The organism is Kribbella rubisoli (genome assembly GCF_004217145.1).
GTDB lineage: Bacteria > Actinomycetota > Actinomycetes > Propionibacteriales > Kribbellaceae > Kribbella > Kribbella rubisoli.
Window position 1 is genome coordinate 603,698 of sequence record NZ_SHKR01000013.1, and the last position, 26,105, is coordinate 629,802.

At 68.0% G+C, this 26,105-nt stretch carries 26 protein-coding genes and 1 riboswitch; of the genes, 9 read left to right on the forward strand and 17 right to left on the reverse strand.

Features of this window, described 5'->3' with window-relative positions:
* Window positions 1-73: 73 nt before the first annotated feature.
* The 7 genes from EV645_RS22985 to EV645_RS23015 form a co-directional block, all read right to left on the reverse strand.
* Entirely contained in the window at window positions 74-1,612 is a 1,539-nt protein-coding gene (locus EV645_RS22985) for a sodium/solute symporter (protein ID WP_130446015.1), read from the reverse strand.
* Window positions 1,613-1,993 carry a hypothetical protein gene (locus tag EV645_RS22990; RefSeq protein ID WP_130446016.1) on the reverse strand — a complete coding sequence of 127 codons (381 nt, stop codon included), beginning with the start codon at window positions 1,991-1,993 and terminating at the stop codon, window positions 1,613-1,615. It lies immediately after the preceding gene.
* Window positions 1,990-2,736: a LytR/AlgR family response regulator transcription factor gene (locus tag EV645_RS22995; RefSeq protein ID WP_130446017.1), complete on the reverse strand. Its 747-nt coding sequence runs from the start codon at window positions 2,734-2,736 to the stop codon at window positions 1,990-1,992. The genes EV645_RS22990 and EV645_RS22995 overlap by 4 nt, the downstream gene beginning before the upstream one ends.
* Before the next feature lie 9 nt (window positions 2,737-2,745).
* Window positions 2,746-3,870 carry a sensor histidine kinase gene (locus EV645_RS23000; protein ID WP_130446018.1) on the reverse strand — a complete coding sequence of 375 codons (1,125 nt, stop codon included), beginning with the start codon at window positions 3,868-3,870 and terminating at the stop codon, window positions 2,746-2,748.
* Between the two features lie 17 nt (window positions 3,871-3,887).
* Window positions 3,888-4,619 carry a metallophosphoesterase family protein gene (locus tag EV645_RS23005; RefSeq protein ID WP_130446019.1) on the reverse strand — a complete coding sequence of 244 codons (732 nt, stop codon included), beginning with the start codon at window positions 4,617-4,619 and terminating at the stop codon, window positions 3,888-3,890.
* Between the two features lie 55 nt (window positions 4,620-4,674).
* Window positions 4,675-5,709, reverse strand: a complete 1,035-nt coding sequence (locus tag EV645_RS23010) for a hypothetical protein (protein WP_130446020.1) — start codon at window positions 5,707-5,709, stop codon at window positions 4,675-4,677.
* Between the two features lie 193 nt (window positions 5,710-5,902).
* Window positions 5,903-7,057 carry a hypothetical protein gene (locus EV645_RS23015; RefSeq protein ID WP_130446021.1) on the reverse strand — a complete coding sequence of 385 codons (1,155 nt, stop codon included), beginning with the start codon at window positions 7,055-7,057 and terminating at the stop codon, window positions 5,903-5,905.
* Between the two features lie 113 nt (window positions 7,058-7,170).
* On the opposite strand from EV645_RS23015, the gene EV645_RS23020 reads away from it, so the two are divergent.
* Window positions 7,171-8,598: a serine/threonine-protein kinase gene (locus tag EV645_RS23020; protein ID WP_130446022.1), complete on the forward strand. Its 1,428-nt coding sequence runs from the start codon at window positions 7,171-7,173 to the stop codon at window positions 8,596-8,598.
* Here EV645_RS23020 and EV645_RS23025 read toward each other — a convergent pair.
* Window positions 8,595-9,530, reverse strand: a complete 936-nt coding sequence (locus EV645_RS23025; protein ID WP_130446023.1) for a hypothetical protein — start codon at window positions 9,528-9,530, stop codon at window positions 8,595-8,597. The genes EV645_RS23020 and EV645_RS23025 overlap by 4 nt on opposite strands.
* Window positions 9,531-9,647: 117 nt before the next feature.
* Here EV645_RS23025 and EV645_RS23030 point away from each other — a divergent pair, with 117 nt between their 5' ends.
* Genes EV645_RS23030 through EV645_RS23045 form a run of 4 tightly spaced genes read left to right on the forward strand, consistent with a single transcriptional unit; the run spans window position 9,648 to window position 13,819 of the window.
* Complete coding sequence (locus tag EV645_RS23030) at window positions 9,648-10,982, forward strand: dipeptidase (RefSeq protein WP_130446024.1); 1,335 nt, start codon at window positions 9,648-9,650, stop codon at window positions 10,980-10,982.
* A 43-nt stretch (window positions 10,983-11,025) separates the two neighbouring features.
* Window positions 11,026-12,147 carry an NAD(P) transhydrogenase subunit alpha gene (locus EV645_RS23035; RefSeq protein ID WP_130446025.1) on the forward strand — a complete coding sequence of 374 codons (1,122 nt, stop codon included), beginning with the start codon at window positions 11,026-11,028 and terminating at the stop codon, window positions 12,145-12,147.
* Window positions 12,147-12,452, forward strand: a complete 306-nt coding sequence (locus tag EV645_RS23040; protein ID WP_130446026.1) for an NAD(P) transhydrogenase subunit alpha part 2 — start codon at window positions 12,147-12,149, stop codon at window positions 12,450-12,452. The genes EV645_RS23035 and EV645_RS23040 overlap by 1 nt, the downstream gene beginning before the upstream one ends.
* Window positions 12,449-13,819 (forward strand): NAD(P)(+) transhydrogenase (Re/Si-specific) subunit beta, encoded by a 1,371-nt coding sequence (locus EV645_RS23045; RefSeq protein WP_130446027.1) that lies wholly within the window; start codon window positions 12,449-12,451, stop codon window positions 13,817-13,819. Before EV645_RS23040 ends, EV645_RS23045 begins: the two co-directional genes overlap by 4 nt.
* 319 nt (window positions 13,820-14,138) lie before the next feature.
* Here the strand turns inward: EV645_RS23045 and EV645_RS23050 are convergent, their stop codons facing one another.
* Genes EV645_RS23050 through EV645_RS23055 form a run of 3 tightly spaced genes read right to left on the reverse strand, consistent with a single transcriptional unit; the run spans window position 14,139 to window position 16,113 of the window.
* The gene (locus EV645_RS23050; protein WP_130446028.1) at window positions 14,139-15,125 is read right to left on the reverse strand and encodes a helix-turn-helix domain-containing protein; all 987 of its coding nucleotides are present in this window, start codon (window positions 15,123-15,125) and stop codon (window positions 14,139-14,141) included.
* Window positions 15,126-15,130: 5 nt separating this feature from the next.
* A complete protein-coding gene (locus EV645_RS42840; protein WP_242000587.1) occupies window positions 15,131-15,367 on the reverse strand; it encodes a response regulator transcription factor in 237 nt (78 codons plus the stop codon).
* The gene (locus EV645_RS23055) at window positions 15,313-16,113 is read right to left on the reverse strand and encodes a TrmB family transcriptional regulator (protein ID WP_242000588.1); all 801 of its coding nucleotides are present in this window, start codon (window positions 16,111-16,113) and stop codon (window positions 15,313-15,315) included. Before EV645_RS23055 ends, EV645_RS42840 begins: the two co-directional genes overlap by 55 nt.
* Window positions 16,114-16,414: 301 nt before the next feature.
* Between EV645_RS23055 and purF the strand changes: the two genes are divergently transcribed.
* Together purF and purM are read left to right on the forward strand one after the other, a co-directional pair.
* On the forward strand, window positions 16,415-17,974 hold the full coding sequence (gene purF, locus EV645_RS23060; protein WP_130446029.1) for an amidophosphoribosyltransferase: 1,560 nt from the start codon (window positions 16,415-16,417) through the stop codon (window positions 17,972-17,974).
* 83 nt (window positions 17,975-18,057) lie between these two features.
* The gene (purM, locus tag EV645_RS23065) at window positions 18,058-19,131 is read left to right on the forward strand and encodes a phosphoribosylformylglycinamidine cyclo-ligase (protein WP_130446030.1); all 1,074 of its coding nucleotides are present in this window, start codon (window positions 18,058-18,060) and stop codon (window positions 19,129-19,131) included.
* Between the two features lie 173 nt (window positions 19,132-19,304).
* Here the strand turns inward: purM and EV645_RS23070 are convergent, their stop codons facing one another.
* From EV645_RS23070 to EV645_RS23080, 3 genes are all read right to left on the reverse strand, one after another.
* On the reverse strand, window positions 19,305-19,490 hold the full coding sequence (locus EV645_RS23070; protein ID WP_130387089.1) for a DUF3073 domain-containing protein: 186 nt from the start codon (window positions 19,488-19,490) through the stop codon (window positions 19,305-19,307).
* A gap of 194 nt (window positions 19,491-19,684) precedes the next feature.
* The gene (locus tag EV645_RS23075; protein ID WP_130446031.1) at window positions 19,685-20,497 is read right to left on the reverse strand and encodes an ABC transporter permease; all 813 of its coding nucleotides are present in this window, start codon (window positions 20,495-20,497) and stop codon (window positions 19,685-19,687) included.
* Between the two features lie 33 nt (window positions 20,498-20,530).
* Complete coding sequence (locus tag EV645_RS23080) at window positions 20,531-21,421, reverse strand: ABC transporter ATP-binding protein (RefSeq protein WP_130446032.1); 891 nt, start codon at window positions 21,419-21,421, stop codon at window positions 20,531-20,533.
* A gap of 142 nt (window positions 21,422-21,563) precedes the next feature.
* Between EV645_RS23080 and EV645_RS23085 the strand changes: the two genes are divergently transcribed.
* Both EV645_RS23085 and EV645_RS23090 read left to right on the forward strand, forming a co-directional pair.
* Window positions 21,564-22,754 carry a sensor histidine kinase gene (locus EV645_RS23085; protein WP_130446033.1) on the forward strand — a complete coding sequence of 397 codons (1,191 nt, stop codon included), beginning with the start codon at window positions 21,564-21,566 and terminating at the stop codon, window positions 22,752-22,754.
* Window positions 22,751-23,407 carry a response regulator gene (locus EV645_RS23090; RefSeq protein ID WP_130446034.1) on the forward strand — a complete coding sequence of 219 codons (657 nt, stop codon included), beginning with the start codon at window positions 22,751-22,753 and terminating at the stop codon, window positions 23,405-23,407. Before EV645_RS23085 ends, EV645_RS23090 begins: the two co-directional genes overlap by 4 nt.
* On the opposite strand, the gene EV645_RS23095 is transcribed toward EV645_RS23090, so the two are convergent.
* The 3 genes from EV645_RS23095 to EV645_RS23105 form a co-directional block, all read right to left on the reverse strand.
* On the reverse strand, window positions 23,404-23,640 hold the full coding sequence (locus tag EV645_RS23095; protein ID WP_130446035.1) for a hypothetical protein: 237 nt from the start codon (window positions 23,638-23,640) through the stop codon (window positions 23,404-23,406). The genes EV645_RS23090 and EV645_RS23095 overlap by 4 nt on opposite strands.
* Before the next feature lie 192 nt (window positions 23,641-23,832).
* Window positions 23,833-24,681, reverse strand: a complete 849-nt coding sequence (locus EV645_RS23100) for a C40 family peptidase (RefSeq protein WP_130446036.1) — start codon at window positions 24,679-24,681, stop codon at window positions 23,833-23,835.
* A riboswitch (cyclic di-AMP (ydaO/yuaA leader) is annotated at window positions 24,681-24,848 on the reverse strand. Its footprint overlaps the gene before it by 1 nt.
* A 299-nt stretch (window positions 24,849-25,147) precedes the next feature.
* Complete coding sequence (locus tag EV645_RS23105) at window positions 25,148-26,101, reverse strand: pyridoxal-phosphate dependent enzyme (protein ID WP_130446037.1); 954 nt, start codon at window positions 26,099-26,101, stop codon at window positions 25,148-25,150.
* Between the last annotated feature and the right edge of the window lie 4 nt (window positions 26,102-26,105).

Consider the following 26,105-nt stretch of genomic DNA (forward strand, 5'->3'; position numbering starts at 1 on the left):
TCAGCGGAGCAGACCAGTCGCTCGGTGGATCGGTCAGCTGCGCCGAGCGGTAGGAATCACACGACGAGCGGTCTTACCGAGGCGGCAGGCCGCGATCCACGTCGACGGCCTCAGGGGTGTGCAGTCGGACCATGCTGCGGGCGGTTCCGGCCGGGATGCGGTCCGGGGTGAGTTTCGAGACCACGATGACCGTGATGAACGCGAGCGGCATCGTCCACGCGGCCGGCTGGCCGACGAGCGCCCGCGGCCAACCTCCCTGCGGTGCACCCGCCACGTTGATCAGAGCAGCAGCGCTGGCCGCGATCCCGCCGACGACCAGACCGGCCGCCGCGCCCGTGGTCGACATCCGCCGCCACCAGATCCCCAGCACCAACAGAGGGCAGAACGTCGACGCAGCAAGGGCAAACGCGAGCCCGACGGTGTCCGCGAGGCTCAAGGCGCCCGTCACCGTGAACGCCAGATATGGCACGACCATCGCGATCAACGCCGCGATCCGGAAGCTGTTGACCGCCACGTAGTCGCCGCCGGTCCACTCGCGCAACCGGCTCCGCAGCAGGTCCTGGTCGATCACCCCGGCGATCGCGACCGTCAACCCCGACGACGTCGACAGGAACGCCGCGAACGCCCCGGCGGCAACCAGTGCACCGAGCAGATCCCCTGCTGTACCAGGGAAAACTCGCCCGGGTAGCTCGAGTACGACGGTGTCCCCGCCGCTGGCCACCAGGTCGGGCGCGAACGTCCGCCCGAGGACGGCGTACATCGGCGGGAACAGGTAGAACAGGCCGAGCAACGCGAGGACGACGACCGTCGTACGGCGGGCCGCGCGGCCGTCCGGGTTGGTGTAGAAGCGGACGAGCACGTGCGGGAGGCCCATCGTCCCGAAACAAAGGGCCAAGAGCAACGAATACGTCGCGTACAGCGGATGGTCGCGACCGCCCGCACGCGACAACGGCTCGGCCCACTCGGCGGCCGCCCCGTGGAGTGAGTCGAGTACGCCGGTCGGCTGGTGCCACGCGAGCAGGATCACGAAGATTGGTGCTGCCAACGCTGTCAGCTTCAGCCAGTACTGGAACGCCTGCACGAAGGTGATCGAGCGCATTCCCCCCGCGGCGACGTTGATCACCACGATGACCGCGACGATCATCGCCCCGACCTGCGGCGGTGCGCCGGTAACGGTTTGTACGGCGAGACCGGCTCCGTGCAGCTGCGGCAGGAGGTAGAGCGTCCCGATTCCGACCACGAGACCGGCGCAGATCCGCCGTACCAAAGGCGATTCGAAGCGGGTCTCGGCGAAGTCCGGCAATGTATACGCACCGGACCGGCGCAGGGGAGCCGCGACGAGGACCAGCAGCATCAGGTAGCCGACCGTGTAGCCGACCGAGAACCACAGCATGTCGGCGCCGTTCACCAGCACCAGACCGGCGACACCGAGGAACGACGCAGCCGACAGGTACTCGCCGCTGATCGCCGACGCGTTCCAGCGCGGACTGACCGCGCGACTTGCGACGTAGAAGTCACTCGTCGTCCGCGAGATCCGCAGCCCGAACAGCCCGATCCCGATCGTTGCCGCGACCACCAATCCGATCGCACTCAAACTGATTGCCGATGACATCTATTGCCGTCCGACGAACTCGGTGAACTCGGCCTCGATCCGCTCGGCGTTGCGGACGTAGATGCGCGCGGCGACGTACACGACCGGATAGACCACGATGCCGAGGATCACCCAGGGCAGCGGCAGGCCGAAGATGGACAGGGTGCGCGTCGGCGGGACGAGCCAGAAGAGCAGCGGGATGCTGCCGAGGACGAGCAGTACGCCGCCGATGACTGCCAGCGTGAGTCGCAGCTGGGACTGGACCAGCGACAGCATGTAGATCTCACCGAGCCTGGTCTGCTCATCGATCTCGCGGGTACCGGTCGGGATGATCGGACGCCGGGCCGCACTGGTCCGCGGGCTGGTGACCCGAACCCTGCGCGGTCCCTCCGGAGTGCTCATCGCAGGGAGGTCGATCGGACCAGGAGATCGCGCAGCTCGCGGGTGTGCCGCCGGCTGACCGGGAGCCAGTCGCCTCCGACGCGGACCGCGCACCGGCCGCCGTCGACCCGCATCTCGTCGATATGCGCCAGGGCGACCAGCGTGCTGCGGTGGATCCGCGTGAACCCGGCGTCGCGCCAGCGCTCCTCCAGCGTGCTGAGCGGGATGCGGACGAGGTGCGAGTTCTGGCCGGTGTGCAGGCGGGCGTAGTCGCCCTGCGCCTCGACGTACCGGACTGTGGAGCGTTGCACGAACCGGGTGATGCCGGCGAGCTCCACCGAGATCGTCTCGTCGTCGGTGTCGTCCGGCGACTGCAGCGCAGCCGGTGCGCCCGCGGTGACCACCCGGCGGACCGCCTCGGCCAGGCGCTCGGCCCGGACCGGCTTCATGACGTAATCGGCCGCGTCGAGCTCGAAGGCGGCCACGGCGTGTTCGTCGTACGCCGTGACGAAGACGATCCGAGGACGCGGCTGGCGGAACTTGGACAGCACACTGGCCAGGTCGATGCCGTCCAGACCGGGCATCTTGATGTCGCAGAACACCACGTCCAGGTCGGAGGCCTGCAGGATCTTCAGCGCCTCCGGGCCGTCCGATGCGGTCTGGATGGCGCCGATCCGAGGGTCCTGGCTCAGCAGGTACACCAGCTCCTCACGGGCGGGCTCCTCGTCGTCCGCGACGAGCGCGCGCAGCGGAGTGTCAACCATCCCCTCACACTAAGGGGACGCATGCACCCCTGAGGAGTATTTGGGGATGCGGAAAGTTACCTTCGTGCCGGCCTCCAGTGCGGTCTCCACGACCAGGCCGTACGTGTCGCCGTACACCTGCCGCAGCCGGGCGTCGACATTGCCCAGGCCGACCGAGTCGCTGCCGGTTTCGCCGGACAGGGCGGCGCGGATCACCTCAGGGTCGCTACCGGCGCCGTCGTCCTCCACGCTGATCTCTGCCTCGTTGATCCGGTCCCGCGCGCGGATAGTGATCGAGCCGGCCCCGGCCTCGAGTCCATGCCGTACTGCGTTCTCCACCAGCGGCTGGACGACCAGGAACGGGATGACCACTGGCAGCACCTCCGGCGCGATCTGCAGCGACACCTTGAGCCGATCACCGAAGCGGGCCTGCTCCAGCACCAGATAGCGCTCCACATTGCGCAACTCATCAGCCAGCGTGGTGAACTCGCCGCCACGCCGCAGTGCGTAGCGGGAGAAGTCCGCGAACTCCAGCAGCAGCTCACGCGCTCGCTCGGGATCTGTGCGGACGAACGAGGCTATAGCGGCCAGGGCGTTGTAGATGAAGTGCGGGCTGATCTGGGCGCGCAGCGCACGCAGCTCGGCCTCCATAGCCCGGGTGCGTTCCTTGTTGAGCTCTGCCAGCTCCACCTGGCCGGACACCCACCGGGCAACCTCCTCGGTAGCTCTGACCAGTGCAGCGGAGGTGTTGTTGCTGTACGCGACCAGTACGGCGACCACGCGCTCCTCGGTGACGATTGGTGCGACCACCGCTGTACGGATCGGGCACTGTGGATCGCCACAGGCCACGTCGTGTGCACCTAGTACTGCGGTTCGGCCCGAGCGGAGCGTCGGCGCCGCGAGGTCCTTGGCGTCCCGGCGGTGATTGCTCTCGTACGCGCCACCGACGCCGTCCCACGCCAGTACGCCGGACGAGTCGCAGATCGCGATAGCCGCCGTACCAAGGAGGTCCCTGAGGTGGCGGCTCGCTTTACCTGCCGCTGCGGGGGTCAGGCCTTCGCGCAAGTGCGGGCTGGCCAACGAGGCGGTATGCAGCGTCGCATACGTCGCCTTGTCGGCCGGAGTCCCGAAATGCTTCCTCCGCCGCGCGAACACCCCCTGACGGTAACCGCTCAGCCCTCCGCACGCGGCCTGAACGCCTCCAGCGCCTCCGTGTCGGAGTACGTGCTCAGCAGGTACTCCGCAACCCACGCCTCCCGGCCTGGGTACGTCGACTCGCGCACGATCCGGTCCGCCGCTGCAGCAGCGTCCAACGCGGATCGACGCAGTTGTACGCCGTCTGCGGTGAGCAGCGCCCAGCTCGGACCGGGTGCGCCGTACGGCATGCCGACGCTGCCTGCGTTCACCACCAGGCGCCGATCGACCTGACGCGCGACCGGCATGTGCGTGTGGCCGCACACCACCGTCCTGACGTCAGCCGGCAAGCCGCTGAACACTGTGGACCACCGTGAGATCGGACTGTCGACCAGCACCATCTCCTCGTCATCGCGTGGAGTGGCGTGGCAGAACAACGCGTCTCCGATCGTCACGGTGGTGGGGAGTCCGGCCAGCAGCTCGACCTGGTCCGGCCGCAGCTGCTCCGCAGCCCACGGGCTCACCTCATCCGGTGGCTTGGCGTCGTACGTCCCCCGAGCCATCTCCACCAGCTCCCGGTCCGCGTTACCGCGCACCCACACGGCCCGATTGCCCAACGCCGTCAGGACATCCAGCGTCTCCACCGGCTGCGGTCCACTGGCGATGTCCCCGGCCAGCACGATCACGTCAGCATCCTGAGCGTCGGCCAGCACCGCCTCCAGTGCAGGCAGCACCCCATGAATGTCAGCCAGTACTGCAACCGTCGTCATACCCGCAGTCTGCCGTGAAAACCCTTGCGGCAAAGGGACATCTGCTCAGAGCAGATCAGCGGGCGAAGTCGACCTGCTTGGCGGCGACAACCTCGGTCGCGCGTTCACACTCCGCGGTGTCGAGGGAGCAGCGCACGACTGTGGTCTTGGTGTTCGGATCCTGACCTCCTCCGGCCACGACGGCGACCATCAGCAGGTGCTGTTCGTCCTCTGCGACGGCCTCGTAGAAGCAGCCACTCCACTGGCGCTCCACGGCGCCGCTGCGCGAGTCCAGCGCGGTGATGATGTTGCTGCAGTAGCTGTCGCCGTACGCCGGTGTGCCGATCGCGACGCTGCCATCGGGGGTGAATCCGGTGACCCGGTAGTCGCAGGTCTTGAACCGCTTCTTGCCGGTGGCGATCTCGACCACTGTGGAGCAGCCGTCGCCGGTGTTGTTCGCAGGCAGTGCGGACGCGAGGCGGCCGTCCTCGGAGACAGCCGTCGCGTCGCCGGTGACCGTCTTCACCAGAACGGGTTTGGCGGCACCCGGTGTCCACGAGTAGAGCTTCAACGTCCGCTCAGCGCCCTTGACGGAGGCCTTGTAGTAGATCGTGTCCTTCGTGTACGCGAGCATATAGATGCTCTGGACGTCGGGGAGCTCCACGGACTTCACCGAGGCGCCGTTGTCCGCGTAGAGCGTCGCGCCGTACGTCTGCTCTCCAACGACTACTGGCGGGGTGGTCGCGTACGCCACGGCCGACTGGTCGGCCGTCCCGGCGAGGGTCATGACATGCGGCGTACGGCGAATCACTGTGCCGCTCGAGCCGACCTTGAGCAGATCGCCGCCGGAGGTCGTTGCGAGGACGCTGGTGCCCAGGCGGGCGACCTCCATCAGGCTGCCGGTGCTGGGGACCTTCAGCTCCTTGCCGGCTCCGAGCACAGTGCGGTCGAACCGATAGGCCAGCTGCGGAGCCCGCCCCTGCGTCAGCTTGGCGGCCTCGAGAGCAACCGGGCCGGAGGGGGCCTGGGGTGTCGTCGTAGACGGAGGCTTCGGCGTGAGCGACGGCTTCAGCGTCGGCTTCGCTACTACGACCGGGGTCGAGGTGAGCATGGGGGTCGGTGATGGCGTCGGTGACGGTGTGGGACTCAGGGTCCCGCCCAGTGGCGCGGCGAGGGCTGAGGAGGCTGACTCGGGCCGCTGGCGGTAGGCGAGCGCTCCGCCGACAGCGACAGCAGCCACAGCGACGGCCGCTACGACAGCGATGAGACGGCCGTTCAGCTGTCGCTTGGGCGGAGTCGTCAACTCAGTCCCCGATCAGTAGTGCGCCCTTGGCAAGGGGCGTGGCGAGTTCGCAAGCACCGGTAGAGACCGTGCAGCGGATGATGGAAGCAGGTGTCTCCTCGCCGGTGTCGGCGAGTAGGAGGAGGTGCTGGTCGTCTTCAGGGACCCACTGGCGGAACACTCCGGACCACTCGTGCAGCAGAGTGCCCTTCTTGGCGTCCAGTACAGCTGCGATGCCGTTGCCGTATCCGTCCTGGTACATCGGTCCGGCGATCGCAGTGGCGCCGTCCGGGGTGAAGCCAACGATCTGGTAGTCGCAAGTGCGCCAGAGACGCTTGCCTGCTGGCACGGTCAGGAGGCTGCTGCAGCTGTTCTGGTCGGCCAGAGTGGTCAGTGAGCCCGCCGTACCGACGCTGGAGACAGCCATCGCCTTCGGGACGGCCTTGATCAGCGTCGCCTTCGACTCACCAGGAGTCCACTCGTACAGGTTGGTCGAACCGTCCTCGGTCGTGCCCGCGTCGAAGTACACCTTGCCGTTGAGGTAGCCCAGCAGGGAGGTGTTCCAGACGTCCGGCACGGTCACCTTCTGTACGGTGCCGCGGCCCTGATCCTGCTGTGCGTAAATGGTCGCTCCGGCCATCGACTCGCCGGTGTCCTTCAGGCGCGAGCCGACGTACGCCGCGCCGACGCCGTCGTCGGTGGTGACGATCTGGGTGATGTCCGGGGTCCGGGCGGTGATCTTGCCGTCGGTGTTGATCGTCAGCATCTCGGTGCCGTAGCCCTTGGTGACTACCGCGAGGGCCGACGAGCCGAGCCGGGCGACCTCCTGGATGTCGGCACTGCCCGGGACCGTGACGTCTCCGCCGGCGCCGCCACGGATCGTCCGGCCGGTCAGGTACGCGATCTGCGGAGCGCGGCCGGTCGGGAGCTTGCTGAGGACGATCTTCGTCTTCAGCGGCCCGGCCGGCGGCGTACTGCTCGGCGTCGGTGTCTTGGAGGGCATCGGCGTCGGTTTGGCCGTCGTCGGGCTGCTGGGGGACGGCGACGTGGAGAGGGGAGCGGCTTCGGCTGCCGCGGTCTCGGGGCCCTGGCGGTAGGCGAGGGCTCCGCCGCCCGCGATAGCGGCCACGGCGACAGCTGCGACGAGGGCGACCAAGCGGCCGTTCTGCACTCGCATCCGCGATCTCCTAACAAACCTCAAGGCCCGCTGTCGGGAGATGTGACGTCGGGAAACACCGCTTTGTTCACTCCAGCGAACGGGTCGCAGGAGGGATCGAGCATAATTGCGCCATGGACCAGCCACCCCGGATCGGCCGGTACTCCCTGGTCCGCCGGGTGGGTGCCGGAGGTTTCGCGACCGTTTGGCTGGCCCGGGACGAGCAATTGGACGCCGAGGTCGCGGTCAAGATCCTGTCCGAGAACTGGGTCGAGGACGAGGACGTCCGCCGTCGCTTCCTGGCCGAGGGCCGGTTCCTGCGCAAGGTCGATTCGCTGTACGTCGTCGGCGTCCACGACATCGGCGAGGCCGAGGACGGCCGCCCGTTCATGGTGCTGACGTACGCCGACGGCGGCACGCTCGCGGAGCGGATCAAGGCCGGGCCGCTCGAGTTCGGCGAGGCGGTCCGGATCATCACGCAGGTCGGGCGCGGTCTGAAGCACCTGCACGCGCGCGGCGTACTGCACCGGGACGTGAAGCCGGCCAACGTGCTCTTCCGCACCGACTCGGCCGCGGGCGATCGCGCGATGCTGTCCGACCTCGGACTGGGCAAGTCGCTGGCGGAGGTGTCGCGGATCACGATGCCCGGCGGCACTCCGGCGTACGTCGCTCCGGAACAGGTGATGGGCGACCGGCTGGACCACCGAGCGGACCTGTACTCGCTGGGCGCCGTTGCGTACGCCGCCTTCACCGGTCAGCCACCGCATGGCGTTGCCAGCCTCGGTGCGGTGATGCAGATCGACGCACCGCCGCCGTCGATGACCACGCTGCGCGAGGACGTACCGGACGCGATCGACGTCGTCGTACGGCGTGCTCTCGAGCCGGACCGCGACCAGCGCTGGCCTGACCTCGACAGCTTCCTCAATGCGCTGCGAGAGGCGTACACCACGGGCAAGGTGCCGGCTGGGTTGGTCCCGGCCGCGGAGATGCCCGCACCGGCGCCCGCTGCCGCTCCGGTCGACCAGGCGACCGCGTTAGCCAGTTTGAACGAGCAGACCGTTCCGGTGAAGCCCAAGCGCCGCCGGCGTGCAGCAGTGATCACTACGCTCGCTGCGCTGGTTCTTGCGGCAGGGGGTGGGTACGGCGGTTATGAGTACGTCCTGACCCGTCCGATCAAGGTGGATGACAAACCGCTGTCGGTAGAGGTCCCACGCTCGTGGAAGCAGAAGGCCGTTGACGGACAGCAGTCGCTCCTCGTCAGCACCAATACGTCCTCGTGGCAGACGAACTCTGCGATCGAAGGCGTGTTCGTCGGCGTGGTGAACGCGACCCAGCTGCCGACGAGCGTCACGGCGCCTGACGGCTGCACCGTGGGTTCAGGGGCTCAGAGCACCATCGATGGCCAGCAGGCAGTCACGTTCCAGCTCAGCTGTGGGACCAGCCCGAGCATTGTCGAGCAGTACCGGCAGGTGAATGCCGGCACGCAGCTCCGGATCCAGGTCCGGGCTACCGACGCAGGGACCCGGACCAGGGTGCTCGACTCGGCGGCGTACAAGCCTTAGGGCACCAGCGACGTCAGCGACGAGATGGATGCCTTGTGCATGCGCGGGATGACGTTCAGCGTGGCCGGGTCGGACGCGTAGAGGTGCGATCCGGACTCGTAAACCAGGTAGGCCGTCCCGTTGTACTCCGTGATGCCCTCCGTCATGCTCGGCGCGCGGAAGCAGCTCAGCGCGGCGGCGTCCAGATCCTTCTGGCCGCGCTTGACCACGTAGATGTTGCTGCGGTTCCCACGCCCGTACGACGTGCTGTAGATGAAGTGGCTCGCGGTGACTGTCAGGCCCTGCGTCTTGGTCGGGATCTCCCATGCGCCGGACTGAGTGGTCAGCGTGCCGTCGTCGGCGATCTTGTACTCGTACATGGTCCCGCGGCCCGTGTCGTTGAACGTACCGGCGAACAGCGAGTCGCCGTAGCCCCCGATGAAGGACGAGCCGGCGACGTCGCGCGCAGTACCGACCTGTGCGAGGTACGGCGTACCAGCGGCCTTCAGGGCGTCGCGTAGCTCGGTCAGCCGGTACTTGCGGATGCTACTGCCCTGGCCGGCCACGAAGGCCCAGCCCTTGCTCACGGTGATCCCGCCGACGTGCGATTCGGCGATTGCGACCACGCCGACCGTGGAGCCGGTGGACGGGTCGATGCCGTAGATCTCGGAATCGGCGCCCTCGCGGTACGCCGCGACGAGGAGCAGGTTCTTGCCGGAGCCGTCCCAGTTGTACCAAGTGCCCGCGCCTTGCGGGGTGTACGTGCTGAGGTTCGGGATGCTCGCACTGTTGCTGAACCGGGCGTCGTACTTCTTCGACGCGGACGGCCCGTCGTAGAACGTCGCGCCGCCGGTGGTGGCGGTGTCGCAGCTGATCGCGGCGTGCGCCGGCAGGGCTGCGGTGAGGGCGGCGGCTGTGGTGAGAAGGGCGGTCGAGATCGCGAGAAAGCGCATTGTGACCTCCGGAGGTTGGGCGGAAACCTACGAGAACCTCAGAGTAAATCGGCAGTGAGTAACGAGCCAGGGCTCACCGGGCGGCAGATCGGCGAACGGACGCCGTACGGTTGTCGCATGACCGATCTGTCCGCGGCGATCGACCGCGTTCTGCCCAGCGTCCGTGCCGACCTCGAGGACCTCATCCGGATCCCGTCGGTCAGTTACGAACCGGCCCGCGCGGCCGACGTCCAGCGGTCCGCCGAGGCGACCGCGGCGCTGTTCGAGGCTGAAGGCTTCACGGTGAAGATCGTCCGCGCCGGCGACGGTGCGCCGGCGGTGATCGCGAAGAAGCCGGCCCCGGCCGGGAAGCCGACCGTACTGCTGTACGCGCACCACGACGTCCAGCCGACCGGACCGGTCGAGCAGTGGACCTCGGACCCGTTCGAGCCGACCGAGCGCGACGACCGGCTGTACGGGCGGGGCGCCGCCGACGACAAGGCCGGCATCGCCGCACACCTCGCCGCCGTACGGGCCTTCGGCAACGATCTGCCGGTGGGCGTGACGGTGTTCGTCGAGGGCGAGGAGGAGATCGGCTCGCCGACCCTGCTGCAGCTGCTCGACGAGTACTCCGAGGACCTCGCCGCCGACGCGATCGTGATCGCGGACTCCGGCAACTGGGAGGTCGGCACGCCGGCCCTGACGGTCTCGCTGCGCGGCCTGGTCGAGGCGTACGTCGAGGTGCGGACGCTCGATCACGCCGTACATTCAGGTCTTTTCGGCGGGCCGGTCCCGGATGCGCTGTCGGCGCTGTGCCGGCTGCTCGCCACCCTGCACGACGACAAGGGCGACGTTGCGGTCGACGGGCTGCACGCGTCCCGCGCGGCGGATGTGGTGTACCCGGAGGATCGGCTGCGGGCCGAGTCTTCGGTGCTCGATTCCGTTCGGCTGACCGGTTCGGGTTCGCTGGTGGACCGGCTGTGGACCCGGCCGGCCGTTGCGGTGGTCGGTATCGACGCTCCGTCCGTCGCGGAGGCCAGCAACACGCTGGTGCCGGTCGCGCGGGCCAAGGTGAGCCTGCGGGTCGCGCCCGGCGACGACGCGATCAAGGCCAGTGCAGCATTGCGTGAACACCTGGAGAACCACGCGCCCTGGGGTGCGCAGGTGACCGTGACCGAGGGCCAGAACGGCCAGCCGTGCAGCGTGAACGCGCGCGGCGCCGGGTACGAAGCGGCCCGGTCGGCGTTCAAGACCGCCTGGGGTGTCGACCCGATCGACATGGGCATGGGCGGCTCGATCCCGTTCATCGCCGAGTTCCAGCAGGCCTTCCCGGAGGCAACGATTCTGGTCACCGGCGTCGAGGATCCTGACACCCGAGCCCACGGAATCGACGAGGGCCTCCACCTCGCCGAGTTCTCGAAGGTATGCCTCGCAGAAGCGTTATTGCTTCAGAACCTGGCGAACCAGGCGTGAGCGGGCTTTCCGGCGACCCAGTGTTTGGCATAGGTTTCGGCGAGTGAAGATCGCAGTCGTACGGGAGACGAGACCGGCGGAGCGCCGGGTCGCGCTGGTGCCGGAACAAGTCGCGAAACTGATCGAGCTCGGCTACGAGGTCGCGGTCGAGCCGGCCGCCGGTGAGCGCGCGCTGTTCTCCGACGACCAGTACCGCGACGCCGGCGCCGAAGTGGCCTGGGGCGCCGACCACGCGGCCACGATCGTGGCATCGGTCCAGCCGCTCGAACGCGAGCGCCTGCAGCGGTTGCACGCCGGTACGGCGCTGATGTCGTTCCTGCCGACGAACCCGCCGGACGTGGTCCGGACCGCAACTCGCGCCAAGCTGACCGCGTTCGCGATGGAGCTGATCCCGCGGATCTCCCGGGCCCAGTCGATGGACGCGCTGTCCTCCCAGGCGCTCGTCGCCGGATACCGGGCGGCGATCGTCGCAGCCGAACGACTCCCGCGCTTCTTCCCGCTGAACATGACCGCAGCCGGCACGGTCCCGCCGGCCCAGGTCGTCGTACTCGGAGCCGGTGTCGCCGGTCTGCAGGCGATCGCGACCGCCAAGCGCCTCGGCGCGGTAGTCAAGGCGTACGACGTCCGTACCGCGGCCGCCGAGGAGATCGCGTCGATGGGCGCCGTACCGATCGAGCTCGAACTGGGCACGCTCGACGGACCCGGCGGATACGCCCGCGAGATGACGCCTGAACGCGCGCAGCTGCAGCGAGAACTGCTCACGCCGTACGTCGCCGCGGCGGATGCGCTCATCACGACAGCCGCCGTACCGGGCCGGACTGCTCCGATGCTGGTGACGCGATCGATGGTGGAGCAGATGAAGCCGGGATCGGTCGTGGTCGATCTAGCCTCCGAGCAGGGCGGCAACGTCGAAGGATCCGTCGCCGGGACCGAGCTGACCATCGGCGAGGCGCTCGTCTGGGGTGGCGCGAATGTGCCGTCGCAGATGGCCGGTCCGGCATCGCGGCTCTACGGTCAGAACATCGCGAACCTGATCCGGCTGATGACCCGCAACGCCGCCTTCGACCCCGACTTCACCGACGAGATCGTCCGCGGCTGCTGCGTCACCCACGACGGCAGCGTGCTCCATGAGCCCACCCGCGAGCTCTTGAAAGGCCAGGCTTGATGACCGAGTCCATTGCGCTGCTGACGATCTTCGTCCTCGCGGCGTTCGTCGGGGTCGAGGTGATCAGCAAGGTCTCCTCGACGTTGCACACCCCGTTGATGTCCGGGGCGAACGCCATCCACGGCGTCATCCTGGTCGGCGCCATCATCGTCACCGGCTCGGCCGACTCCGTGATCGTGGTGATCGTCGGGCTGCTGGCCGTCGTACTCGCGACCGTGAACATGGTCGGCGGGTTCGTGGTCACCGACCGGATGCTGGAGATGTTCAAAGGTCCGGGGGCTCGTAAGAAGGAGCTGCACAAGTGATCCCCACCTGGGCCCAGATCGGCTATCTGGTCTCCGCGGTCTGCTTCATCGTCGCGCTGAAGGCACTCTCGTCGCCGCGGAGCGCTCGAACCGGCAACCTGATCGGTGCGGCCGGCGCGGTACTCGCGGTCCTCATCACGTTCGCGGCGTACAAGCCGGACCACCTGGCGCCGATCCTGATCGCGCTGATCATCGGCACCATCGGCGGTGTGGTCGGGTCGCGGCGGGTGCAGATGACCCAGATGCCGCAGCTCGTTGCCTTGTTCAACGGTGTCGGCGGTGGCGCGGCGGCGTTGGTCGCACTGCTCGAGCTCGACGAGGTCTCGTCCGACGCGACGGTGGCGGCGATCGCTTCGGCGTTCACGATCCTGGTCGGAGCGGTGAGCTTCTCCGGATCGGTGGTGACGTTCACCAAGCTGCAGGAGCTGATGACGACCCGGCCGGTGACGTTCCCGGGTCTGCCGGTGCTGTTCGTCGCTTCGATCCTCGGCGGGCTGGCGCTGGGCGTCTGGCTGGTGTCGGACCCGCGCGTGTGGGTCGGCGTACTGCTCTGCCTCGTGGGGCTCGCTATCGGTGTGATGCTGGTGCTGCCGGTGGGCGGTGCCGACGTACCGATCGTCATCTCGTTGCTGAACGCATTCACCGGTCTGACGGTGGCCGCGGGCGGTTACGTGCTGGGCAACACGCTGCTGCTGATCGCGGGCACGCTCGTCGGCGCCGCCGGTACGTTGCTGACCAAGCTGATGGCGGACGCGATGGGGCGGTCCGTGTTCAACATCCTCTTCGGCGCGATCCGGGGCGGGTCGACGCTGGGCGCCGGAGTCGCGTCCGAGCGGCCGGTGATCTCGGGCGGGCCGGAGGACGTGGCGATCCTGCTCGGGTACGCGAACAAGGTCATCATCGTGCCCGGGTACGGTCTGGCGGTCGCCCAGGCGCAGCACGTCCTGCGTGACCTGGTCGAGGAGCTGCAGTCGCGGGGCGTCAAGGTCGACTACGCGATCCACCCGGTCGCCGGTCGCATGCCCGGCCACATGAACGTGCTGCTCGCCGAGGCCCAGGTCCCGTACGACCAGCTCCGCGAGATGGACGACATCAACGGCGACTTCAAGACCACGGACGTCGTCCTGGTCGTCGGCGCCAACGACGTGGTCAACCCCGCGGCCCGCAACACCCCGTCGGCCCCCATCTACGGCATGCCGATCCTCAACGCCGACGAGGCCCAACGCGTCATCTTCCTCAAACGCTCGATGCGCCCCGGCTTCGCCGGCATCGAGAACGAACTCCTCTACGACCCCCGAACAACACTCCTGTTCGGTGACGCCCGGGACTCGTTGACAAAGCTCCTGGGCGCGCTCAAGACGGTCTGACGCCAGGAAAACGTTTGTCATCTGAAAAGCCGCGTACTAAACCACACTGCACGGTTTCCGCGCAACCATCTGACACCTTCCTGCCCGAAATTCACCGCAGTCAGGTCCAGGCCGGTAAGTAGACCAGCACCCCTTGGCCGCCTCCGGTCAACGACCTACCCCGGCCACCACTCTTCGTTGCCCGCCCGAGAGCCCCTCTGTTTGACTTTCCCCACGAGAGGCCCGGGCGGCGCACCCATTTCCCCTCTCCTTCCCCCCGCCCCAAGGAGATCACCGTGCCCAGCCCCCACCCACCCCTTTCCCGCTCCTGGGACTGGGGCTAATCCACCCACCCCCGCTGAGCCGCCCGAACCCCCAACTCAAACCGCCCCGAAGCCCCCACCTGCTCGCTCAGCTTGGCCGCAATCCGCCGCACAGTGCGCATCGACACACCCAGCTTCCGAGCCACCTGCTCGTCGGTTGCCTCGCGCACCAGGAGCCCAAGGAATTCAGCTTCCTGCGCGCTGACACCGCTTCCTCTCGCCGGTTGCTCGTCCTTGAAGGGGTCGATCGCGCGGTTCCAGAAGCTCAGGTAGAGCTCCTCTGCCATCCGTACGACGGCACGACTGTGGTGCACGACGGCGCCGACAGAGGTGTCGTCAGGGTCGATCCCCATTACCGCCGACGCGCCGTCGAAGATGGTCAACCGGAATGGCACCGAGGGCGCCAGTCGCACCTTTCCCCCGAGACTGAAGACGAAATGTGCAAGTTCGCGCGCGCCTGACCTCTTCCAATAGGATTCTGGATAGACGTATCGCATCTCTATGCCACGCTCGAGATGTTGTTTGTCGGGGAAATGCTCTGGGTCAAGAACTGTAGATGCGTCAGACTGAATTAGTCCCCAGACAGATCTCGTTGGAGAAAACCGCTGCATTCGTTGGTTGGCGAGTTCGCGACCCTCGAGGATCTCGACGTCGCGCGTTGTTCTCTGCACCAAGGAATTCGCGAGATCCGCCGTGAATCTGTCGGCGGCGAGCTGGTCCGATCGCAGCTCCTTGCTCAGCGCCTCGATCTCCTGTTGCCGCCGCGCGGCGAGGCGTCCGAAGGTGAGCGACGGATCGAGCGGATACTCAACCCCTTCGATCCAGCTCGGCACGAGGAACCCGAGCTCGCGCAGCTTCTCCAGGTCGCGGGACGTCTCGTCCTCGCTCTGCCCCAGCTCGACGGCGAGATCGCTCAGTCGCGAGCCTCGTCCCAGTTCTGGCCGCTGCAGCAAGGTGCGGTAGACGGCGAGCAGATGCTCCGTGAGCCCTGCCGAGTCGAACAACGCCGTCAGACCCAGCCGCGCTTTGCGGCCGCTACGCCGAGTTCGAAGCGGCTGGCGGCGTCGAGGCGTTCGGAGAGGTTGGCGGTGATGCGGCGCGCGGTGCGGAGGGAGATGCCGAGGAGGCGGGCAACCTGCTCGTCCTTGGCGCCGCCGGCCAGGAGGCGCAGTACTTCGGCCTCGTGCGGGGTCAGCGGGGCGTCGTCGCGTTCGTCGGGATCGAACAGTTCGGTGGCTTGGTCCAATACGAGTCGAAAAGGGCCAGGGCTACGGCGATGACCGCCGGACTTCGGTGGATGACTGCGCCGGCTGTGGGGTTGTCCGGATCCATCGGCATGATTGCGATCTCCTGGTCGACAAGCAGGATCCGCATCGGCAGCGTCGGAGTTACTCGGACCTCGCATCCGAGCCGGTGGACGGCTGCGGCGTACTCCATCGCCTGCTTCGACGCTGTCATGCTCTGCAGGTAGACGGTTCGTAGCTTGATGCCACGATCAAGCAGCGGAAGGTCCGGTGACTCCTCCACTGACAGGGTCGTGTCATCGATGTGAGTCGGCACCAGGCCCCAGAACGTCTCCCGGGCCTTCAGAGCAAGCTCTTCGATGCGACGTGATGCATTCGCCCGGCCCTTCAGGACCTCGACGTCACCGCTGCTGCGTGCGGTCAGGAGTTCGTTGTACTGCTCTGCGACAACCTCTGCGGATGCCTCGGCCTCACGCAGCTCACCGAGCAGCCGGGTCAGCTCGCTACGACGGCGTTCGGCCAAACCGGTGAGTCCCACCCGGGGATGGACCGCGTGCTCTCCTCCTGGGTTTGTCCACGTCGGTACGAGGAGGTCCAGTTTGCGTAGTCTGTCCATCAGCTCGAGCACGGCCTCAGCCGGCAGCTCTACTAGCGCGGCAATCTGCTCGGGCGTACTGTCTGGGTGGCTGAGAAGGGCGTGATAGACCGCAAAAGTGGCTTCGTCCACCCCCAGCGGCTCGAACACCATCTTCTCCTCCAGAACTTGTCGGAACCGACCATATACAGAGCGCGTCCATAAAGAGCACTCAATAGGCGGTTTCGGATTATTTCTGAAGGGACGAGTTGTGATCAAGAAGTTGCTGGCTGTAGTCGGTCTGGGGATCGTGCTGGCCCTCGGGGCTTCGGTCCCGGCTAGCGCATCGACGGGTCAGGAGCCGGCCTGTCAGCCCCTCGTCTGCTGGTAGCCGGACCTCGGTTGTCGGAGTCCAACTGAGCTCGTTGCTCGGGCGTGACGCAGGCCACTGTCCGGCGTCCCGTAGACTGTGGGTGTGGCTCGTGGCGATGGTCGGCTTACTCATGAACTCGACCCGCAGGATCTGGGTCCGCAGGATGCTTGTGGGGTGTTCGGGGTTTGGGCGCCTGGTGAAGAGGTTGCCAAGCTCACCTACTTCGGGCTCTATGCCTTGCAGCACCGGGGGCAGGAGTCGGCGGGGATCGCGGTCAGTAACGGGTCGCAGATTCTGGTCTACAAGGACATGGGGCTGGTCAGCCAGGCCTTCGACGAGGCGACCCTTGCAAGCTTGAGAGGGCACATCGCGATCGGCCACTGCCGGTACTCGACGACTGGTTCCAGTGTGTGGGCCAACGCGCAGCCGACGTTCCGGTCCACCGCGACCGGTTCGATTGCGCTCGGCCACAACGGCAACCTGACCAACACCAGCGAGCTGGCCGCCAGCCTGAACGGCGAAGGTGACCTGGATCTCGGTCTCGACGCCGACGTCGACCACGCGAAGGCGAACGCCAAGCACGGTGCGTCGTCCGACACCGACATCCTCACCTCGATGCTGGCCGGCTACCCGGACCTGACGATCGAAGAGGCCGCCGCCAAGATCCTCCCGAAGGTCAAGGGCGCGTTCAGCCTGATCTTCATGGATGAGAACACGCTGTACGCCGCCCGCGACCCGCAGGGCATCCGCCCGCTGGTCCTCGGCCGGCTCGAGCGCGGCTGGGTGATCTCCAGCGAGACCGCCGCCCTCGACATCTGCGGTGCGAGCTTCATCCGCGAGGTCGAGCCGGGTGAGATCGTCGCGATCGACGCCGACGGTCTCCGCTCGACCAAGTTCGCCGAGCCGGACCCCAAGGGTTGTCTGTTCGAGTTCGTGTACTTGGCCCGTCCGGACACCCAGATCTCCGGCCAGCGGATCTACTCGACCCGCGTCGAGATCGGCCGCAAGCTCGCCAAGGAACACCCGGCCGAGGCCGACCTCGTCATCGCGACCCCCGAGTCCGGCACCCCGGGCGCGATCGGGTACGCCGAGGAGTCCGGCATCCCGTACGGGTCCGGCCTGGTCAAGAACGCGTACGTCGGCCGCACGTTCATCCAGCCGAGTCAGACGATCCGCCAGCTCGGCATCCGCCTGAAGCTGAACCCGCTGCGTGAGGTCATCGAAGGCAAGCGCCTCGTCGTCGTCGACGACACGATCGTCCGCGGCAACACCCAGCGCGCGGTCATCCGGATGCTGCGCGAGGCCGGCGCCAAGGAGATCCACGTCCGCATCACGGCGCCGCCGGTGAAGTGGCCGTGCTTCTACGGCATCGACTTCGCCAGCCGGGCCGAGCTGATCGCCAACGGGCTGAACACCGAGGAGATCTGCCGTTCACTCGGCGCTGACTCGCTCGGGTACATCAGCCTCGACAACCTGGTCGAGGCGACGACGGTCCCGAAGGAGCGGCTCTGCCGCGCCTGCTTCGACGGCGTCTACCCGGTCGCCCTGCCCGACCCGGAGCACCTCGGCAAGCACCTGCTCGAGCTGCCGGTGACCGACGCCGACGGTCTGGCCACGGTTTCCGGCGGTGGCGGCGCCGCCGACGCCCTGAGCCGTCCGTGATGCCGAACCGCCTGTAATCCAGTCCCCCGGGAACACGGCGGTACGCCGGACGCCCGGAGTACCGCCGTACCGAGGAGAACAACGTGAGCGAAGGCGCGAGCTACGCGTCCGCCGGGGTCGATATCGAGGCCGGTGACCGCGCCGTCGAGCTGATGAAGGAGTGGGTGGCGAAGGCGACCCGCCCCGAGGTGGTCGGCGGGCTCGGCGGGTTCGCCGGCCTGTTCGACGCGACCGCCCTGACGTCGTACCGCCGGCCGCTGCTGGCGACCTCGACGGACGGGATCGGGACCAAGGTCGCGATCGCGCAGAAGCTGGACAAGCACGACACGATCGGGTTCGACCTGGTCGGGATGGTCGTCGACGACCTGGTCGTGTGCGGCGCGGAGCCGCTGTTCATGACCGACTACATCTGCACCGGCAAGGTGGTCCCGGAGACGATCGCGCAGATCGTCAAGGGCATCGCGGAGGCCTGTGTCGAGGCCGGTACGGCGCTGGTCGGCGGCGAGACCGCGGAACACCCGGGTCTGCTCAAGGCAGACGAGTACGACGTGGCCGGCGCGGCGACCGGCGTGGTCGAGGCGGACGAGGTGCTCGGCGCGGAGCGGGTGCGCGCGGGAGACGTCGTACTGGCGATGGCGTCGTCGGGACTGCACTCGAACGGGTACAGCCTGGTCCGGCACGTGTTCTTCGACCGTGCGAAGTGGACGCTGGACCGCGAGGTACCGGAGCTGGGTACGACGCTGGGCGAGGTGCTGCTCACGCCGACCCGCGTGTACGCCAAGCACTGTCTGGAGCTGATCCAGGAGCTGAACGACGGGGAGGGGCGGCCGCTGCATGCGATGTCGCACATCACCGGCGGCGGATTCGCCGCGAACCTGGCGCGCGTGATCCCGGCCGAGCTGTCGGTCCGGATCGACCGCTCGACCTGGACGCCGGCGCCGATCTTCGGGCTCGTCGGGCTGCTCGGCGACGTGGCGCTGCCGGAGCTGGAGAAGACGCTGAACATGGGCGCGGGCATGGTCGCAGTACTCGACCCGTACGCCGCCGATGCGGCGATCCAGGCGCTGGCCGCCCGCGACATCCCCGCCTGGGTATGCGGCGAGGTCACCGCGACACCGGGCGGCACCGTCACCCTCGAAGGTGCATACGCCAAGTAGGCCTGCATCCAGCACCACCTGGGAGCGGCTCTGGAACGAGCTGTCCGACGCCTCGGGCAGCTACGACCGTTGATCCGCCACAGGTGGTGCTGGTGTGGGTTCTCGTCGGACGCACGGTGAACTGCTCAGTCACCCCGAAGGGCGCCTGAGCAGCTCAGCCGGGCTGATGTTGCTTACCGACGGGGGTGGTAGTCGTCGGCGTCGTCTCCGTCGCCGTCGTTCTCGCCGTTCGCAGAACGGTCGCCACCCTGGTCACCGGACAGCTCACGCTTGAGCTGGTCCAAGTCGGTGTCCCAGGTGCGGTACTTCAGGTCGCGTGCGACCTTCGTCTGCTTGGCCTTTGCACGGCCGCGCCCCATAGCGTCGACCCCCTCGCACAAGTCAACCGGGTACGCTGCGTGGCGCCCACGGATCAGTCGTCAGTAATCGTGGTTCAAGGATACCCGGCGCGCGGGATCGACACACGCACCGCCCCCGTCCAGAGGTCGGATCACAGCATCGACGGGGTGAGCCGGTCCCCTGAAACTGGCTCACCCCACCGCGTCCGGCCCCGTTACTTCACTTCGCGACGTGAGCTAGCCCACAGTCCGACGATGGTCGGAAGGACGATCCAGACCCCGACCGCGGTCAGCGTCTCGGGCACCATCCCGTGCAGATCCCGCTCCGCGATCCGGCCGAGTGCGCCGAACACGTCCAGGTAGTTCGCGTTGTCCTTGAACAGTGCCGGCCCGGCCAGCGACCACGCGGTCGGCGCGATGAAGAACGCCAGGATCGCTACCGCGGTCTGCGGGATCACCGCACCGAACGCGGCTCCCATCACGACGTTCAGCCCCATGGTCAGGTAGGCGCCGGCGAGCTGCCCGCCCAGTCCGGCGTACGACGCAGCGTGGTCGGTGACGCCACCGGCGAGCGCGGTGCTTGCCAGCGCCAGCGCGACGACGCCGGTCATCACGACCGCGCTCAACACCACAGCGGAGACGAACTTGGCCAGCTGGACCCGGACCCGGCGCGGCGACAGCGTGAACGTGGTCAGCGCGGTCCGCTGGGTCCACTCCGACGTCATCGCCATCACGCCGATCACCGGGAGCAACAGCATCGCCCCGGTGGAGCCGGCGCCCAGGAAGCCGTCGAAGCCGGCGTTCCCGGCCGGCAGGTGAGTGAACTGCCAGGCCATGGCGGCCAGTGCGATCAGCAGGATCGCGGCGATCAGGACCCGGCCACTGCGGGTGTTGACGGACTTGCGTAGTTCGATTGCAACTAGTTTCAGAAACGACTGGCCGCGGGCTGGCGGCAATGCGGTCGCTACCTCGGCCCGGTGCTTGGCCGGTGCGGTGGTGGTCGGGACGTCTTCGGTCACGGTGGTCATAGCGATGAGCTCCAGAAGAAGAAGTAGGTGTGATCAGGCGGCCGCGGCGGTCGGCGCTGCGGTCAGCTGGAAGAACAGGTCCTCCAGGCCGGCGCCGTCGCTCTGGCGGAGTTCGATCAGGATCTGACCGGCAGCGGCGGCGGCGCGCCCGACCTGCTCGGCGGTGGCGTCGACGCGCAGCGAGCCGTCGGCCAGCGGCTCGAGGTTCAGGCCTGCCACGGTCAGGGCCTCGTTCAGTCGGATCGGGTCGAGGCCGCGGACGAGAGTGCCGGTCCCGGCGAGCAGTTCGTCCAGCGAGCCGTCGGCGACGATCCGGCCACCGCCGATGACGACCAGGCGGTCGACAGTCGCCTGCACCTCACCGAGCAGGTGGCTGGACAGGATCACGGTGCCGCCCCGGGCGGCGAAGTCCTGCAGCAGCCCGCGCATCCACCGGATGCCTTCCGGGTCCATCCCGTTGGCGGGCTCGTCGAGGATCAGCACGGCGGGGTCGCCGAGCAGCGCGGCCGCGATGCCCAGCCGCTGCCGCATACCGAGCGAGTACTGACCGACGCGGCGCTTCGCGGCGTGGCTGAGTCCGACCGCCTCGAGCATCTCGTCGGTGCGGCTCTTCGGCACCCCGAGCAGGCTCGCGTTCAGCAGCAGCGTCTCACGGCCGGTCCGGCCCGGGTGCTGTGCTGCGGCGTCCAGCATGACTCCGACGACCCGGCCCGGGTTCGGCAGGTCCGCGTACCGCTTGCCGGTGATGGTGGCGGTGCCGGAGGTCGGCGGCGTCAGGCCGGTGAGCATCCGCAGCGTGGTCGACTTGCCGGCGCCGTTCGGGCCGAGGAAGCCGGTGATGCTGCCGGGCTGAACGGTGAACGACACGTCCTGGACAGCCGTGGTGCTGCCGTAACGCTTGGTCAGGTTCTCGACGGTGATCATGACATCGAGTCAACCGCCGGCGACCCCCTTCGCACATCGGACGAGCGGCTGCGGCCACCCCCTACGAAAGTTGCCTCCGGCGACCAGGAACCCACCCGGAAGGGGGACGTGATCGCGTCGACCGTCGAACTACAGTGACGGAATGCGACGGTTGCGCCGGTGGTACGCCTGGTGGGTCAGGCATGCCCCGCGCGTGCGCGACTTCCTGTACGTCGCCTTCAGCCTGCTCACGATCGTCGCGCAAGCCGCGTCCGGCGGAGGCGGCTGGAGCCCCAAGGACTGGTACGTCCTCGGCGCCGGCATCGTTGCCTCGGTCGCGCTGCTCTGGCGCCGGCGGTTCCCCGTGACGGTCACCGCGATCGCCGTCGTCACGATGCTGACCGGCGGGATCTTCGTCCCGATGGGGCTCGCCCTGCTGACGCTCTCGATCCGTCGCCGCGACCTGGCCCTGGCGATCCTCGGCCTCGCGTCGTACGCCGCCTATGTACTGAATACCTGGAGTGGCCAGGGATCGATCTGGGTCCCGATCTTCACCGGGCCGTTCCTGGTCGGGACGTGGATCGCGGTCGGCGCGTACGTCGGTGCCCGCCGCGACCTGATGGCATCGCTGCGAGACCGGGCCGAGCGCGCCGAGGCCGAGCGCGAGCTGCGGAGCGAGCAGGCCCGGCTGGGCGAGCGAGCCCGGATCGCCCAGGAGATGCACGACGTCCTCGCACATAAGGTCTCGCTGATCGCCCTGCACGCCGGCGGTCTCGAGGTGAACCCGGCCGTCGGCGCGGACAAGGTCGAAGACTCGGCCAAACTCATCCGCGAGACCGCCCGGCAGGCCATGGAGGATCTCCGCGAGGTCCTCGGCGTACTCCGGTCCGACGTCAGCGTGGCTGGTGCCGACCTGTCGCCCGTGCCCCACGCCGCGGATCTCGAGCGGCTGATCGAGGACTCCCGCAACGCGGGTGTGACCGTCGGGTACGACGTTGCGCTGCCGGCTGACGTGCCGGATTCGCTGGGGCGGACCGTCTACCGGCTGGTGCAGGAGTCGCTGACCAACGTGCACAAACACGCCCGCGGTTCAGCGACCGAAGTGTGGGTCCACGGTGCGCGGGGCGAGGGCGTGACGGTGAGGGTGACGAACGTACGGCCGGTGGCTGCTGGTTCACTGCTCCCTGGCGCCGGTGCGGGCCTGGTCGGGCTGCGCGAGCGGGTGCAGCTGGTCGGTGGCCGGCTGACCACGGGGCCGACGCTCGAAGGCGGCTGGCAGGTCGAAGCCTGGCTGCCGTGGGACGACCGCAAACAAGATGCCGAGCCTGTGTTCGTGGACGAAGGGGAACGATGACGCGGCTGCTGATCGTGGACGACGAGGCGCTGGTCCGGGCCGGGCTGAAGATGATCCTCGAGTCGGACGACGAGCTCGAAGTGGTCGCCGAGGCCGAGGACGGTGCCGACGCCGCGGCGATGGTGAAGGAGCATCGGCCGGACGTCGTGCTGATGGACATCCGGATGCCGCGGCTGGACGGACTGGCCGCGACGCGGGAGGTTCAGGCGCTGCCGGATCCGCCGAAGATCGTCGTACTGACGACCTTCGACCTGGACGACTACGTGTTCCGCGCACTGCAGGCGGGGGCGAGCGGGTTCCTGCTCAAGGACACGCCGCCGCGCGAGCTGGTGCAGGCGATCAAGGTCGTCGCTGCCGGGGACGCGATGCTGTCGCCGGCGGTGACGCGCCGTCTGATCGGGCACTTCGCCGGGGACCCGCGGACGGACCGGCGGCGGGTGGCGCGCGAGCGGATCAGCAAGCTCACCGAACGCGAGCGCGAGGTGCTCGTCGAGGTCGGCCGCGGCCTGCAGAACGCCGACATCGGCAGGAAGCTCTTCATGAGCGAGGCCACCGTGAAGGCGCATGTCTCCCGGGCCCTGGTGAAACTCGACGCCACGAACCGCGTGCAGGTGGCGATCCTGGCCTACGAAGCCGGTCTGCTCGACAACTAGTCGCGCGAGAAGAAGTACCAGGCGGTGCCGGCCACGGTGACGATCGTCAGCGCGATCCAGACCGGGTAGTACCACCCCGGCGCACTGTGCCAGACGAAGTTCTCCTGGCCGGAGAAGAAGACCCGCCAGAAGGACTTCCCGGTGTCCTGTGCCTTCTCGGACACGCCCCGGACCGTGCCGTAGAAACCCGTCCCCATCGTGACTACCCACAGCAGGACGATCAGCCGCCGCATCAAACCTCCGTTGCCTCAACGGCAGCGTAGAGATGCGGGGTGAACGGAAGGCGTGCAGATAGGAAACCGGCCCGGCCGTCGGAGGGGTGGGGGATCGACGGCCCGGCCGGTTTCATGGCCAGCGTGCCTGGGGGATAGGACGCTGACGACCAGCGGCACCCGATGGGGGGAAAGGGCGCCGCCGGTCAGGACTCAGATGCGGCCGAAGGCCACGCTGCTGGTCCAGATCTTCGCCTTGGCGACCGGGCGACCCGGCTTCGAGGCGTGCCACAGCATGTTCCCGCCGGCGTAGATGCCGACGTGGTACACACCGCCGCCACCGTTGCGGAAGAACACGAGGTCACCCGGCTTGGCGGCCTTGCGGCTGATGTGCTTGGTCGCGCTGTACTGCTGGCGCGACGTACGCGGCAGCTTGTGACCGGCCTTCTTGTACACGAAGCCGGTGTAGCCGGAGCAGTCGAAGCCGCGGGTGGTCGTGCCGCCGTAGCGGTACGGCGTGCCCTTGAGCTTGGCCGCCTCCCGGAGCACCTTGGCCCGGAAGGTGGTGGTGCCGGTGCTCGCGCCGGCCTTGCCGTAGAGCACCTTGTGCTTGGCGGCCCAAGTCAGCCGGCCCCAGGTGTTCTTGTCCATGTAGCCGGTGGCCTTGAGGCCCCAGGACGCCTGGAACTTCTTCAGCACCCGGACGGTGCTGGTGCCGAAGTAGCCGTCCGGCCCCAGGTGCAGGGCGCGCTGGACGTACTTGACGGTCGGGCCGGAGTCGCGGAACCGGAGCAACGGCCGGCTCGGAACGCTCATGTGGCCGCGCGCCTGAGCGGCGGTCATGGTGGCCGCCGAGGCGGTCGCCGGGGTGGTGCCGATGCTGAGGGCGGCTCCACCGCCGACAGCGAGGCCGACCGAGAGGACGGCGGCTGCGGCGCGGGGCGCCGCGGGCTTGCTGGTGTTTCTACGGTGCTTCGCCAGGGTCCGGCCGGTAGGCCGGTCGGTACTGGAAAGCTGGCTGACGGCGCGCGAAAGCGACGTCCGTCGGGCAGTGACGGGCATGGTTGTCTCCCGACGCCTGTGAAGTTAGCTGTCGGGTTCGGGCTGGGATTCATAGCCCGGTCCGCTCCCGCGGACTTCACCCCAGGGTTTCGACCACTCACGGTCGAGACCCAACTTCCTGGGTTCCCCACCCCTGCCATGGTGTTCGAGGGGAGCACATGGGCCCTGGCAGGGCTCGGCGTTGACCCACGTGCGGTTCGTGTTGTTTACCGAACCGCCGACGACTGTATAACAGAACGATCACGACGCAAACCCTCAGATCCACAAAGACCCTCCCGAATGCCCTTGAGAGGGCATCTGACGGGTCAGCGAGCCTGGGTGAACACCAGGTGTCCTGAGCGCGTCTGAGCGGGGCACAGGCGGGATATGAGAGCTTCGATGTGACCTCGGTCACAAACGATGGTGGCTTTCTGTGACAACGGGCACAGAGGGTGGTCAGGGCACCCTAAAATCCTTGCGAATTCAGCTATTTTTCGAGCAGCTCGCGGAACCGCTCCAGCCCCACGTTCCCGCCCGACAGCACCACTCCGACGCGCTCGGGCATCCCATGGATCCGTCCGGCCAGCAATGCGGCCAGCGCACTCGCTCCGCTCGGCTCCAGCACGATCTTCAGCCGTTCGAAGGCGAACGCCATCGCTGCCACGATCTCCTCGTCGCTGACCAGCTCGAACGACTCCACCAGTCGCCGGTTCACCGCGAACGTCAGTTCGCCGGGCGTCGAGATCGCCTGCCCGTCCGCGATCGTCCGCGGTACGGCGATCTCCACCCGCTCGCCCGCGGCCAGTGAGCGGGCGTGGTCGTCGCCCGCCGCCGGCTCGACCCCGATCATCCGGATCCCCGGGCACATCAGCGTCGCCGCGGTCGCACAACCGGCCATCAATCCACCGCCGCCGACCGGAACCAGCAGGGCGCCGAGATGCCCGATCTCCTCGAGCAGCTCCAGCGCGACGGTCCCTTGCCCGGCCATCACGTCGTAGTTGTCGTACGGCGGGATCAGCGTGCGTCCGCGTTCGGTCGCCAGCTCCTGCGCGAGGGCGGCCCGATCCTGCGTGTAGCGGTCGTACGTGACCACCTCAGCGCCGTACCCGCGAGTGGCGGCGACCTTCGTCGGCGGCGCGTCCTCCGGCATCAGGATCACCGCGCTCGTCCCGGAGAGCCGCGCGGCCAGCGCGACCGCCTGCGCATGATTGCCGGAGGAGTACGCCGCGACGCCCGCCTCGAGCTGCTCGGCGGTGAGCAGGCTGATCGCGTTGTACGCACCCCGGAACTTGAATGCACCGATCCGCTGGAAGTTCTCGGCCTTCAGGAACACCTCCGCCCCGACCCGCTCGTCGAGCGTCCGCGACGTGAGGACCGGCGTACGGTGTGCGACACCCTTCAGGCGCTCAGCGGCGGCCCGGACATCTGTGAGACTCAGCACGATC